The 15266-nt window shown below is 61.3% G+C and carries 5 protein-coding genes; 1 reads left to right on the top strand and 4 read right to left on the bottom strand.

Annotated features, from left to right (window positions below; all coding sequences use genetic code 11):
* Positions 1–215: 215 nt before the first annotated feature.
* From SINAC_RS28130 to SINAC_RS28115, 4 genes are all read right to left on the bottom strand, one after another.
* Positions 216–3212, bottom strand: a complete 2997-nt coding sequence (locus SINAC_RS28130; RefSeq protein WP_015248963.1) for a PVC-type heme-binding CxxCH protein — start codon at positions 3210–3212, stop codon at positions 216–218.
* A gap of 112 nt (positions 3213–3324) precedes the next feature.
* Positions 3325–3750, bottom strand: a complete 426-nt coding sequence (locus SINAC_RS28125) for an Rrf2 family transcriptional regulator (protein ID WP_015248962.1) — start codon at positions 3748–3750, stop codon at positions 3325–3327.
* Positions 3751–3938: 188 nt separating this feature from the next.
* Positions 3939–7280, bottom strand: coding sequence for an efflux RND transporter permease subunit (locus tag SINAC_RS28120; protein WP_015248961.1), 3342 nt, complete (start codon positions 7278–7280; stop codon positions 3939–3941).
* A 69-nt stretch (positions 7281–7349) separates the two neighbouring features.
* Positions 7350–8747, bottom strand: a complete 1398-nt coding sequence (locus tag SINAC_RS28115) for an efflux RND transporter periplasmic adaptor subunit (RefSeq protein ID WP_015248960.1) — start codon at positions 8745–8747, stop codon at positions 7350–7352.
* A 1654-nt stretch (positions 8748–10401) separates the two neighbouring features.
* Between SINAC_RS28115 and SINAC_RS28110 the strand changes: the two genes are divergently transcribed.
* Positions 10402–15222, top strand: a complete 4821-nt coding sequence (locus SINAC_RS28110; RefSeq protein WP_015248959.1) for a beta strand repeat-containing protein — start codon at positions 10402–10404, stop codon at positions 15220–15222.
* Positions 15223–15266 lie beyond the last annotated feature (44 nt).

The following is a 15266-nucleotide window of genomic DNA, read 5'->3' as shown; positions in this document are numbered from 1 at the left end:
CGTCATTCAGGTCCCATGCTTTAGCCTGGTCAGGGGTAAATCGTTGAAGGCGAGCGGGGAGTGTCAACTCCCTGACATTGTGAGTCAATGAACAGGGAGCTTACGCTCCCCGCTCGCCAACATGCTGACTGCGTTACCCAACTGAGTGAAGTCCGGTTCCTTGAAGCCGTCGCCATCCGACTCTTGAAGTCTTCAGACAACAGCAAGGTCTCTTCTCAGTCTTGCCCTTCCGCCGGCTGCACTTGCGTGGGGGCGGACAGGTAAGAGAAAAGATCGCGGACCTCTTCAGGTGAGAGCTTTTCAAGCAGGCCCTCGGGCATCATCGAAGCGTTGGAGACTTTCACCTCTTCGACATCCTCGCGAGGCAGGATCAGCCGTTCGTTGGCGGTCTGGACGGTGATCGAGGCTTCATTCTGCTCGCGGATGATTCCGTTCAGCAGCCGGCCGTCGGTCGTGGCGATCGTGGTGAGCTGGAAGTCTCGTCCGACCGCCGCCCCCGGATCGAGCACGTTCTCGAGGATGTAGTCAGTGTTCGCCCGGTCGGAGCCGGTCAGTTCGGGACCGACGTCGCCACCGGCACCGAAGAGCTTGTGGCACTGGAGGCACGTCTTGTTGAAGACGAGCCGGCCACGGCCGGCGTCGGGCGTGCGGCCGGCGTCAGAGGTCAGCGCGGTCTTGTACTTCGTCATCAGCGCGACCTTGTCGGCCGAAGTCCGGCGGAGCGTGCCCCAGGCGGACTCCAGCTGCTTGGTCAATTCCGCATCATTAAATGCGAGGATCTGGCGGGCGACTGTCGCCGAGATATCGCGGCGTGGGACAACGTTCGCACGAACCGCTTCCAAGAGGGCCTTCGCCGAGGCAGGCCGTAAGGCAAGCGTGGCGACGACATCATCGCGATCCGCCTCGCCAAGCGTCGGGTAACGCTTCAGCAAACTCGGGGGAATCGTGGGGTCGCCGTAAGCTCCCAGGGCACGGATCGCCGGGGAACGCAAGGCGGGATCGTCCAGGAGTTGCTGGAGGGCGGGAGTCAGGCCGGCCACTCGACGTTCGGCCAAAGCCTCCAGAGCACGTCGCCGCTCGCCCGCCTCGGCCAGCTTCGATCCAAGCGTCGCCTGGAGGGCCTCGATCGCCTTCGCATCGCCAAGCAGCAAGCCGAGCATCGCAGCCTGCTCGCGGACCGCCGCGTCCTTGCTCTGGGTGAGGTGGCCGAACAGTTTCGCCCAGCTCTCGGGAACGGGCACCTGCTTGTGACCGCGAAGCGCCTCGTGAATTCCAGTCAGAAGGTCGCGCCTGGTGTTGTCGTTGGCCGACTCGATCTTCGGCAAAAGGACCGCCAAACCTTGCTCCGTGTCGGCCGCGATGATCCGGCGGGTGAGAAATTGCCTCAGCTTGGGGATCGCGACGACCTCAACCAGCGACGCCGCCCGTGCTCGATCGGCCGGCACCAGGGGCTCGATGCCGTACCAGGTCATCAGGACAAGCGGGGTATCGGCGGCATCTTCGGGATGCGAGGCAAGGGCCTCGGCAATCGGCCATCGGGTCTCGACTGGCAGCCGCTGCAGAGCAGAGGCGAGGGTCAACCGCACCTTGGGCGAGGGGTCCGACTTCGCCAACTCCGCAAAGCGCGTAAGCGCTTCGGCGGACGGTGTTTTCGCGTCGACAAGCAGCCGGACCGCCCAGGAGCGAAGGTCTTCGTGGGCATCGCTCAGCAAGGCGGTGAGCGCGCCCTCGGTGGTCCCGCCGATGGCATTCAAGGACCAGAGCGCCCGAAGTTTCCGGGACGCCTCCGAATCGGAGTGGAGAAGCGCTTCGAGCTGGGTTCGAGCAGCCGAAACGTCCTTGCCCAACGTCGCCCGCTCCTGGAGAAGCCGCCGCGCGGTTCTGACCTGCCACTCATTTTTGTGGCTCTGGAGGCCGACCAGTTCGGTGTCGCTCAGTTGGGCCAGGTCCCGCTTCGCCGGCTTCGTATCCCCGAACGTAATTTTATAGATTCGACCATTCTCGCGGTGGGCGTTGTCAGCGTCATTCTCGTGGCACTCGCCGGTGTCGGACCAGTCGGTCAGATAGACCCCGCCATCCGGGCCATACTTCAGTTCCAGGCCACGGAACCAGTTGTCGTTCGCCAGCAGAAAATCCTTCTCGTGGCGGGCGACATAGCCTGACTTCGACCGCTCCAGTTTGTCGCGGTTGACCCGGTGGCCGTGGATGTTGCAGGTATAGGCCGAGCCGCGCATCGCGTCGGGCCAGTTGTCGCCGAGGTAGATCATCGCCCCCACGTGCGCGTGGCCGCCGCCGGCTTCATCGGTCGTTTGCGTGACCCCGAGTCGGCGGATATCGCTCCACTTCTCGGTGGTGTCCCAGTGAACATGGTCAGCGCAGGTGGGAATCAACTCATAGCTGAATGGGTTGAAGTCCTGGCCGAACATCCGCTGGAACCGGGACCCGGGAACGGCGTGAAACAGGTGCGGGATCACGCAGTTGGTGATGAACGCTTCACCCCGCTCATCGAAGTCGAGTCCCCAAGGATTCGTAGTGCCGTGGGCGACAACCTCGACGACCTCCCGGGTCGGATGGTAGCGCCAGACACCGCAGTTGATCCCGACCCGTTTCTCGTCGGGGGTGCCGGGCTTGCCGACACGCGAGTTCGACAGAATTCCGTTGCAGCCCCAGAGCCAGCCATCGGGCGCCCAGTTCAGGGCATTGAACATATTGTGCTGGGCCTTCTCGTCCCAGCCGTCGAGCTTGACGACGGGCGGGCCGTCCGGCATGTCATTGCCGTCGGCATCCGGGATGAAGAGGAGGTTCGGTGTGGCACTGAGCCAGACGCCACCGAAGCCGAGCGCGATTCCGGTGAGGCTCGTCCCCCCCTCATAGAATACCTTGCGCTGGTCGGCCCGACCGTCGCCGTCGGTGTCTTCCAGGATGATGACCCGGTCCTTCTTTTGCGGCCCATTGAGCCAGATCGGGTAGGAGTAGCATTCGACGACCCAGAGTCGGCCTTTCGGATCGATCGTAAAGGCGATCGGCTGATGAACCTCCGGCTCTCCCGCGAACAGGGTCGCCTTGTAGCCTTCGGGCAGCGTCATCTTCTGCGCCGATTCGGTGAGCGGCAAGGGACGCGGCTGGGGCTCCTCGGCCCGGATCGTCCCGACCGCCATCCCTGCGATCACTGCCAAAGTCCTCGGAATCGCGAGCCTTCCCCAACTGAGCATCTTCGTCGTCCTCGATGGCCTCGTTTCTTTCCTGACTCCGAGATCGTCGAGGATCATCGCCGAGAGATCAAGCCGGTAGCGGCTCGCCTCTCGTCACGAGGTGAAGCGCTGTTCAGGCTTGCAACCGCTCAAGGAGCGTGGCCGTGACGCTCGCGATGGTCGAACGTTCAAGCCGCTTGGCCATCCCCTCCCAGGCCTCGTCATAGATTTCCATCAAAACTTTCTGGATATTGCACCCGACGAAGCATTCCTGGTTCGGCTCGCTATGGTGCAAAGCAAACATCTGATGCTGGGGCTCAAGCACCCGGAGAACTTCAAGCAAATTGATGGCCGAGGGGTCGGCCACCAGCAACCAACCCCCTCCGACGCCCGTCTTGGACTCGACAAAACCGGCCGCGCGGAAGAGGCCCAGCAACCTGCGGATGACCACAGGGTTGGTATTCACGCTCCCTGCAATGTATTCCGAAGTCAGGGCCTCGCCTCGCTTCAAGGCGAGTACGGTCAGGATGTGGATGCCGACGCTCAGCTTTGAGCTCAACTCGACACCTCTCCTCGTTCTTGTTCAAAAGGTTGGAGCGAATGGGGGTGACAGGGACGCGTTGGGCATCAGCTTAAATGCGGTGAGCTTGGTCATCAACCCCGGACCCGAAACTCGAAGAGAACGCAACGAGTCATCCGAGGGCAGGACACGTCCGGGTCGGTCCTGCGCCTCGGAACTTACGCCGGTCAGTGAGAGTCTTCGATTTCGCGATGAAGAATTCCCTCGCGAGGTCCGCCCCCGTCAAGGCCGGTGGGATGATACGGCCCCGCTTTCGTTTCAAGGATTCCCTGGCTGGCCGTCGTCGTCGACATTCCAGCCAACGATGAGACGGCTTGCAGCCTCCCCCCCTCCGACTCGTGAGTCGGATGCGGATGTGAGTGCGATTGCGGAGCATGCGGCGGGGGGACGTCGGTTCCTTTCCCGGCGCCGGAGAACCAGTCGATCAATCGCTCGCCCAGAACGTAGTAGATCGGAATAACGAACCGGCCGAGCACGGTGCTCACACCAATTCCGAACGCGATCACGATGCCCAGCGAGTTTCGGCTGTACGCCCCTGCCCCGGTGGCTCGGGCCATCGGCAAGACGCCCATGACGAAGGCGAACGAGGTCATCAAGATCGGCCGCAACCGCTCCCGAGACGCGACCTTGGCCGACTCGAGAATCGACATCCCGTGCTTCTGCCTCATCTCGACGCCGAACTCGACGATGAGAATGGCGTTCTTCGTCTCCAGGCCGATCAGCATCACCAGGCCGATTTGCCCGAAGACGTCGAGCGGCATGTCGTAGAGCCAGAGGCCGACGACCGCTCCGAACATCGCCAAGGGCACCGTCAAGATGATGACCAAGGGGCGGATCCAGCTCTCGTAGAGAGCCGCCATGAACAAGAAGACGCAGACCACCGAGAGGGCGAAGATATAGGTGGCCTGGTTTCCGGTCTTCTGCTCCTGGAAGGTCGCCCCCGTCCACTCGTAGCCGAAACCGTCGGGGAGCACCTGGGCCGCAACCTCTTCCATCGCGGCGAGGCCCTGGCCCGAGCTGAATCCAGGGGTGGCTCCGCCGTTGATCTTGGCCGATGCGTAAAGGTTATAGTGCGGGACGTCGATCGGTCCCAACGCGTAGCGGACATCCCCCAAGGAGCTCAGGTGGACCCGCTTCCCTTGGCGGTTCAAAACATAAAGGTTCTGAATATCCTCGGGCTTCGACCTCACCCCTCCTTCCGCCTGGATCATGACCTTCCAGACCTTGCCGTAGAGGTCGAAGTCGTTGACGTAGTAACCGCCGAGGTTTGCCTGGAGGACCGCGAAAATGTCCGAGATCGGCACGTCGAGCCGGCGTGCCTTGGTGCGGTCGACGTCAAACTTGAGTTGGGGGACGCGGGCCGAGTATGTCGAGAAGACGCCGGCGAGTTCCGGACGCTTGCGGGCTTCATCCTGGAACTTGTCGACGACCCGTTGCAGGGCCTCGACCCCCTTGCCCGCTCGGTCCTCGATCATCATCTCGAACCCACCGGTCGGACTCAAACCGCTGATCGCCGGGGGGAGCAAGACGAACACTTGAGCGTCGCGGATCTCGGCGACAATCTTGGCCTGGAGGGTGCCGGCAAGGCCCTGGGCACGAAGCCCCGGAGTTTTCCGATGCGACCACTCTTCGAGGACCGGGAAAATGACGCCACAGTTACTCTGGTTGGAAGAATTGATCACATTCAGGCCTTCGATCGAGACGGTGTCCCTGACCCCCTCGACTTCCCGGCAGATCGCTTCCACTCGCTTGAGAACCCGCGCGGTGGTCTCACCGCTGGTCCCGTCAGGCGTCTGGACCACAACGAGCAAGTAGCCCTGGTCTTCCGTGGGAATGAACGCCTTCGGTCGCGTGGTGAGCATCCAGACCGTCAGACCGAGGAGGAAGACCGAAGGGACAACGATCGTCCACCAGTGGCGGGCCGTGAACTCAAGGACCGCGTCGTAGGAATTCTCGATCCACCTCAGTCCGGCGTTGAACCAACGGAACAGAAAAAACTTGGTCTCCCCGTGCTTCGCCTTGAGGAACAGACGCGCCATCGCGGGGCTGAACGTCAACGAGTTGAACGCCGAGAAGACGAACGAGATGACGATCGTCATCGCAAACTGGTTGTAAAGCTTCCCGGTCATGCCTGGCATGAACGCAACCGGGACGAACACAGCGGCCAGAACCAGGGTGATCGTCACGATCGGGGTCGTGATCTCGGCCATCGCCGCGCGAGTCGCCTCGAGCGGCGCGAATCCTCGATGCAAATACTTTTCGACGTTTTCCACCACGATGATCGCGTCGTCGACCACCAAGCCGATCGCCAGGACCAATCCGCAGAGCGTCAGCGAGTTGATCGAAAAGCCGAGTGCGGCCATCACCGCGAAGGTGGCGACCAACGAAACCGGAATCGCGAGCATCGGGATGATCGTCGCGCGGAAGCCCTGCAAGAAGATGAACACGACGATCATCACGAGGGCGAACGACTCGAGTAGCGTGTGTTCGACCTCGCTAATATTTTCGTGCACATACTCCGTTGTATTGTAGACAATCTTGTAGTCGAGTCCCTCGGGGAAATTCTTCTTGATCTTGTCCATCTCCGCGCGAACCTGGCTCACGATCGCCAATGCGTTTGCGTCGGCGTACTGATAGATCAGAATACCGCCGGCCGGCTTGCCGCTGATGTAACTGGACGTCTCGTAATTCTCGGACGACAGCTCGACGCGGGCGATGTCCTTGACACGGACGATCGAGCCGTCGTCGTTGCGACGGACGATGATCTCCTCGAACTCGGTCGCCTTCTCGAGGCGCCCCTTCACCGTGATCGGGAGTTCAAAGTCTTGCCCGTTGGGAACGGGCCTGCCTCCAATTTTGCCGGCAGCCGCCTGGACGTTTTCCTGCTGGATCGCCTGGATCACCTCCGACGGTGAGATCCGCATGTTGGCCATGCGGTCCGGGTCGATCCAGATTCGCATCGCATACTTGCGGCCGATCACCGTGGCATCGCTGATCCCGTTGATCCGCTTGAGCACGTCGGCCACGTAAATCTGGCCGTAGTTGTCGAGGAAGTTGGAGTCATACCGGCCGTCGGGCGAGATCAGATTGACGACGCAAACCATGTCGGTCGACGTCTTCTTGATGGACACGCCATACTGCTTAACCTCGGGAGGAAGCTGGGCCTGCGCCGTCTGGACTCGGTTTTGAATGTCGACGGCGGCCATGTCTTGCGAGTATCCGATGTCGAACGTGGCCACGATGTTCGACACGCCGTTGCTGGTACTGTCGGAGCTGTAGTAGATCAGCCCTTTCGTTCCATTGATCTGTTGCTCAATCGGCGTGGTCACCGTTCGGGCCACGCTGAGGGCGTCAGCCCCGGTGTAGGTGGTCGTTACCTGCACCTGGGGCGGGGCGATCTGCGGATACTGCGCGATCGGCAGGAGAAAGGCGCAGATCCCGCCGATCAGCAGCATCAGAAGAGCCGACACGGTGGCAAAGATCGGCCGGCGGATAAAGAAGTCGACCATGGCTCGTCGAGGCTCTCATAAATATAAATGGGTCAGGTTGGGTCGCAGCGCGGAAGCCTGGCTCCCGGCTCAAGACTTCGGTGGACCTGCGAGATTGGATTCGACTTGGCTCGTATGCGCACCGGAGGAGAGCGCGGACGTGATCTTCGAGCCTTCAGAAGTCTTCCGAGCCAGAGCCGCCGGCGCCGTCTTGACAACGATGCCCGGGCGGATCGATTGCAGCCCCTCGACGATTACCGAGACGCCCGACTCCAGCCCCTTGGTGATGACCCGCATCCCTTCGTAAGTCTGGGCGGCGTCGACCTTTCGAACGGCCACTTTGCCCTTCCCATCCACGACATGCACGATGGTGCCCACTTCGGTCTCCATCACCGAAGGTGCGGGGACGACGATGGCATTCTCGAGGCGGTCCACGACCAGTCGCAACTTGACATATTCGCCCGGGAGGAGCCTGCCTCCGGGATTGGGCATCCGCGCCTTGGCCAAAAAGGTGGATGTCGTCTCATCAATGCTATTGTCGATGAAGTAGCAAGTCCCAACTTGGGGGAATTCGAGCTCGCCGGTCGGGCCGGAGCGGGCAAGGCGGACGTCGAGCCCTTGATCGATCAGTTCCCGGGTTCGGTCGAGGTCGCGGGAACTGAGCCGAATATCGATGCCGATCGGGTCGAGTTGCTGAATGGTCGCCAGGTCGGAAAAACTCCCCCCTCCCATCGCGTCAGGGCCGACAAGGTTGCCGACCTTGACTTTTGCCTGGCCAATTCGGCCATCGATCGGCGCGACCATCCGACAATAGCCCAGATTCAGCTCGGCGTCTCGGACGGTGGCATTCGCCGCCGCAACCTGGGCCCGAGCGGACGCAATCCCGACCTCGAAGTCGGCGCTCGCCTGCTCATGATTCGCGCGGTCGGCCTCGACTTGCGCCTCCCACTTCTTGCGATCGGCCTCGGCCTTGTCCAGCTCTTCACTCGAGCCGGCATTGCGAGCCAGCAAAGACCGACTTCTTCGTTCTTGAATATTGGCAAGGAGGAGCTGCGCCCGGTCGAGCTCGAGTTGGGCCAAGGCGACCTCGCGTCCCTTCGAAACCTCCGATTTCCTGAGCGCCGCGGCCGCCTCGGCCTGCCGGGCCCGCGCCAAGAGGAGTGCGATCTTATAAGGTTCCTCATCAATGACGAGGAGAAGCTGTCCCTTCTTGACGAAAGCCCCCTCATCGAAATGGCGTTCGGTCAAAAAGCCACGGACCCGGGCGCGGATGGTGACGTCCTCAAGAGCGCGGGTCGTCCCATTCGGGGTCACGAGGACGGGGATACTCATTCGTTTCGACTCCACGACGCCGACCGTCGGAGGAGGAGGCGGGGCGGGCGCCACCGGCTTCTGACAACCCACCAAGGCCAGGATCGCGATGGCTGCGGTGGAAACGCTCAGAACACGCCTCGCGAGGCGCGTGCGGGGGCGGTCATGATGACTCATGGCATCGGGTCCTGATGGTTCTCAATCCGGTCGGTGATCCGACCGAAATCACTCTTGGCGCCGCCCGGCGAAGCTGGGCGAAACCGTGCGGGTATGAGATTCGGCTCAACAGTGCATGAGAAATCCAGAAATCTTCACATTGCAAACTGATTGCAGGAACTTCGTCAATCCGTCACGGATCCAGTTTGCTCAGCGCCCATGATCGCGTCCAAAAAGAGATTTAATGTCCAAGTCACCCTGCCTTCAACACGGAGGTCGGCTCCAACACCACGGTCGCCCCAATCGGGCCAATTCCCTGGGCGAAGCGGAAACGCTCAACTCGCCGTTGCTCACAGAATCGTAACTATGGTAGTTGCGGTTAGAGGGAAGTCAACCGTGGCTGGAAAATAGTCTTCGAATCTCGAGTCACTTGAGAGAATTGGAGCAGACGTTTTCCGCAAGTCCGTCAAACCGAGAGATGAAGTCACGTCCCAGCATCCGGACATCACGGTCCCTCGTGATCGCGCCAGGGAACGTGCCAAAGCGAAGGCAAACCACGCCGAGCCGAACGTCATGATCGGCCGTCCGATTGGGATGTAACAAGTTACAAGCATTCGCCTTAGGGGATCAACCAGCAAGGGTTGAACAACGCTTGGCTTAGACGGAATAGCCCGGCCAGCCGGGTTACGGGTTGGACTCGATCTTCGACGTCGACGAACTCACCTGGCACGATCATTGAGGGGAAACCGACGGCTCATCTTTGGCAGGGTAAAGTCGCGGGCCAATGGCCCCGAACCGTTACGAGACCTGAGGCTTTCTGCGATGGGCGGTTTCCTCCAGGACTGCTCGTCATGACCAGGTGACGGGCGATCGCGAGCACAACCTCTCACCAGAGGTCCTCCTCCATGAGGGCCAATGCCAGGTCGATTTCAGCGGTGTCCCCAGCCGACATGGAGACGCTTCCGTTCCACAGGAAAATCGAGGCAGGTTCCACAACGACCGCCGGATACGCGCGAGCGAAGCGGTCGTACCAACCGCATCCACAATGCATGACGTTTCATTAATGGGATCAAAAAACACAATGAATGCGCATCAAGTTTCGGATTGCAATTCACTCCCGATCTTGGACGTCCCTGAATCCGGGGCCCCGCGATTTGAACTTTATTTTGGAACAGAAGCGTCACGGCAAAAGCCCCCCTGCGTATCCCACTTTCAGTAACCTTGTCCTTTCAAGCAATTTAGGGGGTCTAGGAAAGAAGTTTTGACTAAAGAGATAAACCTGATATATCTGGAGTGCTTACTTAGGTTGATCCAAAGCACGATTCTATGCGCCTGGCTAATAAACAATGGTCATCGCAAAGTTCACTCAACATCTTTGCAGAGGACGTAAGCTAAGCTTCAGCTAGAGCTTTCGCCGCAGAGAGCCGAACGCATTCTCCCAAGGATGGTAGTCAAACTGCGCGCCAAACTTGGCGTCGCTTCGCTTGATTTCGTCGTTGATTGATGAAACCGAGTTTGTAGTGCCCCGTTTTCCCAAAGGGCCTGATTCCCTTGAACGGGATGCGATGAAGGTTTGGCGAGTTGGAATCGGAAACCGTTTTTCGGATTCCAATCTCAATCGTGGGTAGCGAAGAGTTTCATCCTCGGATCTTTCAAACGCTAAAGGGAGACTCACGTGATACCTCTGATCTTCGGTGGGATGCAACGGACTCATCAGGGTGGATTGCGGGTTCGGAAGTCAATCGCCCGTGCGCGGCGGACGCAACGGCTCGCTGCGCTCGAGCCCCTCGAGAATCGAACGCTGCTGGCGTACACCTTCTCGCTTGCCGGCCTGACGGCAGTGGCACAAGGGGATAATACGGGCAATCAGCTCGTGATTAAGCAGGTGAGTGGGCTGCTCCAGCACAGCGTAAACGGGGGCGCCTTCTCAAGCGACTGGGATACCGCCACGCCCGGCATCCAAACGCTCGCCGCGATTCCAGGCGCGACGGTTGTGATCAATACCGGGAACGGTGTCAATTCAATCACGCTGGGCACGCCCGACTCGCCGGCCAGTACGTTGTTCGCCCAGTTCTCGGTCAACGATCCCCAGGCTCCCAATAACAGTTCGGTCACGATTGACGATAGCGGCAGCGCCGTAGCGAATACCTACACGGTCGATACCGGCCCTGGCCTAATCTCAGGCAACGGTATCAATTACGTCGAGACTGCGAGCCGTCTCTTCCAGGGGGGGATCACCCTCAAGGGAAGCACGGCCAACAATCTCTTCAGGGTTCTCTCAACGGCCGCATCCCCTCCACGCTTTGAGCCCATCTCGATCATCGACGGTGGATCGAGTTCCGTTGTTGTCGGCAATAACTCCAGCATGAGTGGCATCTCGGCCCCGCTTTTCGTCTCTTCCACGGGGGGCCGCACATCGCTCTTTTTGAATGACCAAAACGATGGAGCCAGCAAGACCGTCACGCTGGATGTCGACAACGGATCCAACACCGGGAGCGTGAGTGGGTTGTCCGCAGGGGATATCCATTTTAAGCCGAATCAACTCGGTTATCTCGAAATCAACGGGGGCAGCGGAGGCAACACCTTCGCCGTCGACCAGACACCGGCCGCCATCACCACCTTGATCCGAACGGGCAGCGGCCAGAATCTCGTCAATATTTTTGCGTCGAGCGGACCACTCAACGTTGAGAACCAGGGGACGGATTCCGTCTGGATCGGCAAGGGTGGTACGCTCCAGACGATCGCAGGCCCCGTCACTCTCTCCGGGAATCCAACCTCCACCACGCTGACCGTTGACGATACGGCAGACCCGATCGGGCGCAACGGCACCCTGACCGCCGTGGGGCCCAACGCTTCCCTCACGGGCTTGTCCCCCTTCGCGCTCAATTTCGTGACCGCGGACCTGGTGAACGCGAGGATCTTGGCCGGCCTCGGAAACGACACTCTGACCATCGACTTCGCCACCGGAAATCCCATTCCGGGCGGCGGTCTCGCGTTTGATGGCGGTCCGGGGAACAATACCCTGAATCTCCACGGAGGCTCGTTCACCAACGAGACATACACCGCCTCCGGCCCCGGCGCAGGCCTCATCGCGCTGGATAGCACATCGATTAGCTTCTCAAACCTCCTGCCGATCAACGACGTCGTTCCGGCGGCTAACCTCGTCTTCTTGGCACCGCCGGGAACGAGCGTCCTCAATATCGTTGATGGGCCGATCTTCCTCGGGTTCCAAACCACGCAATTCAACAGTGGTGCCGTACCGACCTTCGAGTTGATGAATTTCGCCAACAAAACGAACGTCACGATCAATGGAGCCGCCTCGCCCACGCACTTGACGATCAACAATCCCACGCAGGCCGCCGGCCTGGCGAACCTCGCGATCAACCTCGACGGGGCCGCTGATACGCTGAGCTTGATCGCCTCGCCGGCAGGCGTGGCGCTGGCGGTTAGCCTCGGGGCAGACAACGATACGGCGTACGTCAACGGCCCCGGCGTCGCAGCGGGGACCACCGCGGCGCTCGATGGAGGCAGCGACTTCGACACCCTGCGCTACGATGCGGCCGGCCTCTCCATCGCCGTCACAGCCGGGCCCAATCCCGGACAAGTGATTCTGACCCCTGCTCTCGCTGGGATCGTTAACGCATCAAACTTCGAACGTATTTTCATCAATAACGCGGCCCCGGTACAGCCGGTCCCGGGACCGATCCAGTTGCTGAACGCGGTCGAGGACTCACCGCTCACCAACGTGACCGTCGGCACGTTCACGAGCGCGGCGCTGGGGGCCAAGGCGAGCGACTTTGCCATCACCATCAACTGGGGCGACGGCACGTCCTCCGCGGGCATTGTCACCCAGGACGCAAGCAACCCGAGCGTTTTCTACATCACGGGGTCGCATACTTATGCCGTTCAAGGGGTCTACCCCATCGGCATTACCATCGGCCCGGCAGGCAGCACGCTCGCGACGGTTCTCATCAACGGCGTTCCCGTGACGATCTCCGCTCCCCCCTTCGATCCGGTGACCACGACGGCCAGCGCCACCGTGACCAATGCGGCGCTCTCAGTCTCCGCCTTTTCACGGACCGGCACTGCCGGACTCGCGATGCCGCCCGGCCCGATCGCGACGTTCATCGACCTCGGTGGCGCTCATCCGGTCGCCGACTACACGGCCACCATCCAGGTCGTCGACGCCAACAACGTCGTGGTCGTGAGCGTGCCGGCGGCCAGCATCGTGCAGAACGGCAACACGAACCGGTATACCGTCAACGCCCCGTCCTTCACCCTGCCCACGAACGGGACCTACACGATCCTGGTCACGGTGACCGACACCCATCTTCCGACCCCCACAACGGCTACCGGCTCGGCCCAGGCCGTGATCGCCGACGCCGCGCTGACGGGGACCGGACTGACCATCAGCCCCACCGAAGGCCAGGCGTTTCTCGGAGTCGTGGGGTCGTTCACCTCGGGAAATCCCCTCTCCGTGGTCTCCGACTTCACGGCGATCATCACCTGGGGTGACGGGCACCAAACGCTCGGCACAATCACTCAGACGGGCCCCGGCGCATTCAACGTCTCGGGCACCAACACTTATGCCGACGCCGGTTCCTACTCGGTCCTCATCAATGTCCGCGACAAGGCGGGGCAAACAATCACCATCGGAACGACGGCGAACGTGGCCGACGCACCGCTCACGGCCACGGGCTTGGCGATCACGGCCATTGAGTTACAGCCATTCCACGGCGCGGTTGCCTCGTTCACCGACGCCAACCCGCTCGCTACGGTGGCCAACTTCACGGCAACCATCGACTGGGGCGATGGCTCGACGCCTACCCCGGGAACAATCACCCAGGCGGCCAACGGCACCTTCTTCGTCTCCGGTTCTCACGTCTACATCAACTTCACGCCGACGAGCACACCGAATGTGGTCACTGTGACCATCAACGACAAGGGGGGATCGACCGCCACCGCCCTGGGCTCGGCGATCGTTCGCGACGCAGCCCTGACCGCGACAGTGGCCTCGATCTCGGCCGTCGAGGGGACTCTGTTTACCGGCAGGGTCGCAACCTTCACGGACGCGGGGGGACCGCAACCCATCGGCACTTACACCATCGTCATCGGGTGGGGTGACGGCACCTTCACGGCTCCGACGAGCGTGACGACCACGGGCGTCGGGCCGCTCGGCATCACGTTCCTGATCGATGGTTCCCACACCTACGCGGACGAGGGCCACTACACAATCGATGTCCAGGTGACGTCGGCCGGTGGAAGCTCGACGCATGCGTTTGGCACGGCGATCGTCGCCGATGCTCCGCTGACGGGCCAGATCGTCCTGACCTCAGCGACGGAACGGGTGCCGTTGAAAAACGTCACGGTCGCTACCTTCACTGATACCGGTGGATCCGAGCCGATCAGCAACTACAACGCGGTGATCAACTGGGGCGACGGCACCGGGCTGAACGGTGGGACCGTCGTCAGCAACGGATCGAGCTTCCTCATTCAGGGAACTCACACCTATAAGGAGTCGGGCTTCTACCCGATCAGCGTCACGATCTACGACCACGGCGGAGCCACGATCACGCTCAATGGAACGGTCAACGTCGCCGACGTGCCGATCATCGTGACCGGCCATCTCAACCCCGAGAGCGACACGGGAATCTCCCAGACCGACGGGATCACCCGCGATAATACGCCAACCTTCAGCGGAACGTCGGAGCCTGGCTCGATCATCCGGCTCTTCGCGACGAGTACCGCACCCAATTCCTCCCCCTTCCTCATCGGGGCCGCCCCGACCAACGCCGCTGGCGTCTGGCAGATCACCAGTTCACTGCTGGCCGACGGGACCTACACGATCGTCGCGCAGGCCGTGGATCGGAGTGGCGTCACCGAAGGAAGCGCCACCTTGGCGCCGATCGTGATTGACACGGTGGGCCCGGTCGTCACCAGCCTCACCTTCGATCGTTTCCAAGGGCAGCTCTTGGTTGGGTTCCAGGACCAGCTCTCGGGATTGGACCAGGCGAGCTTGGTCGACGGCTCGTACTACCAGTTCACAAAGGCAAGGTCGCGGCCCGGCCAATTCCTGGTTACGGGACTCAGCGCCTCACCCTTCATCAATGGGAGCACACCGCAAACGGTCACGGTGACGATCAACCGGGGCCGCGCATTGCGTGGAGGCATCTACACCTTCACGATCATCTCGGGCGGAATTCGCGACATCGCAGGCAACAGCCTCGACGGCGAGTTTTTCGGCCGATTCCCCTCGGGCAACGGCTTGCCCGGCGGCAACTTCGTGGCGGGCCTGAACACGGTCCACAATCGGATTTTCCCGCCGGTGCCACTCGACTCGACAGTGTCCCCCATCCCGTCGCCAGGCTCGCCAGGCGCAACGGCCCGAGCCAGGAAAGCCGCCAAGTCGAGCGCGGCCCTCTCTGCCCACGATTCCGCTCTCTCCTCAATCAATGTGACGAAGGCTTCGCGTAGCAGAAGATACCACAACGTCTGAACCGTCGTTCCGTGACGGCGGTGTGAACTGTCCCTTACCGAGAA

Source organism: Singulisphaera acidiphila DSM 18658 (genome assembly GCF_000242455.2).
Classification (GTDB): Bacteria; Planctomycetota; Planctomycetia; order Isosphaerales; family Isosphaeraceae; genus Singulisphaera; species Singulisphaera acidiphila.
Note: the sequence above shows the minus strand (reverse complement) of the source record. Positions and strands in the feature narration are given on the sequence as shown.

Bases quoted from the DNA above. Each gene is read 5' to 3' on its own strand.
- SINAC_RS28130 (WP_015248963.1), bottom strand. From the start codon at position 3,212: ATGCTCAGTTGGGGAAGGCTCGCGATTCCGAGGACTTTGGCAGTGATC.
- SINAC_RS28120 (WP_015248961.1), bottom strand. From the start codon at position 7,280: ATGGTCGACTTCTTTATCCGCCGGCCGATCTTTGCCACCGTGTCGGCT.
- SINAC_RS28115 (WP_015248960.1), bottom strand. From the start codon at position 8,747: ATGAGTCATCATGACCGCCCCCGCACGCGCCTCGCGAGGCGTGTTCTG.